General features: G+C 61.8%; 3 protein-coding genes. All 3 read left to right on the top strand.

The genetic code is table 11. The features are described from left to right. On the top strand, window positions 1-197 hold a 197-nt coding region (locus AE618_RS02055; protein ID WP_282568482.1), incomplete at its 5' end, for a type IV secretion system protein. Next, the gene (locus tag AE618_RS29215) at window positions 194-484 is read left to right on the top strand and encodes an EexN family lipoprotein (RefSeq protein ID WP_156330054.1); all 291 of its coding nucleotides are present in this window, start codon (window positions 194-196) and stop codon (window positions 482-484) included. The genes AE618_RS02055 and AE618_RS29215, both read left to right, overlap by 4 nt. Before the next feature lie 7 nt (window positions 485-491). Beyond that, the coding region (locus AE618_RS02050) for a type IV secretion system protein (RefSeq protein WP_197280652.1) at window positions 492-849 on the top strand (358 nt) is incomplete at its 3' end.

The raw sequence follows: 849 nt of genomic DNA, 5'->3' as shown, positions 1-849 counted from the left end.
TAACCACAGCCAAAGACGCCAAGAACGTGCTCGATCTGTCGGCCCGAATCCAGGCCGAGCAGGCCATCCTCCAGAACGAGGTCCTGCGTATGCAGGGCCTAGCCATGGTGCAGCAGGCGCGCGGCGACATGGATGGCCAGCGGCAGAAAGAGCGCGAGCGCCAGCTTGTCGATGAGATGAAGGCAGCGCTCCAGTGAAGGCGCGGGCGCTGCTCTGGACCTTGGCCTCTCTGCTCGTGCTCGCGGGGTGCGGCGAGAGTGACGAAGATCGGCAAGCCACGCCACCGGTTCGAACCGGGGTCGCCGCGCCTGACGGCTCGCCGCGCACGGTGAATTGGTTTCTCGATAACCCCGCGGCGCTCGCCTCCGAATGGGATCGCTGTCGGAACGACCCGGGTGGGGTTGGCACCAACCCTGAGTGCATCAACGCCAGCGAGGCTCGTCGGCGGCAGACCGCACGCGAAGTCCAAGACGCTTTGAAGTGAACGTGGCATGGCCATCAACGTTTTCGACCAGTTCCTCAAGGAATTCGAGCAGCCAATCACGACCTTCGTGTCGACGTCAGTTTCGAGTCTGACCTCGTTCGTCGATGGACCGTTGCGAATGGCGGTGCTGCTCTACGTCGTTCTGTACGGCTTTGCCGTCATGCGCGGGGCGATCGCAGAGCCGATCCAGGAGTTTGCCTGGCGAGCCATGCGCCTTGTCGTGATCGTACTGCTTGCATCGAATTCGAGCTCTTTCCAGCAATATGTCACCGACCTCTTCTTCACCTCGCTTCCAAAGGAGATCGGGAATGCCTTGGGCGGCTCAACATTGGATGTCACGTCCGGTCAGCCCTTCGACAAACGGC

This window comes from Allobosea vaviloviae, from assembly GCF_001298265.1.
In the GTDB taxonomy this organism is placed as follows: Bacteria; Pseudomonadota; Alphaproteobacteria; order Rhizobiales; family Beijerinckiaceae; genus Allobosea; species Allobosea vaviloviae_B.
The sequence above is the reverse complement of the archived record's forward strand: the minus strand, read 5'-3'. Positions and strand labels throughout refer to the sequence as shown.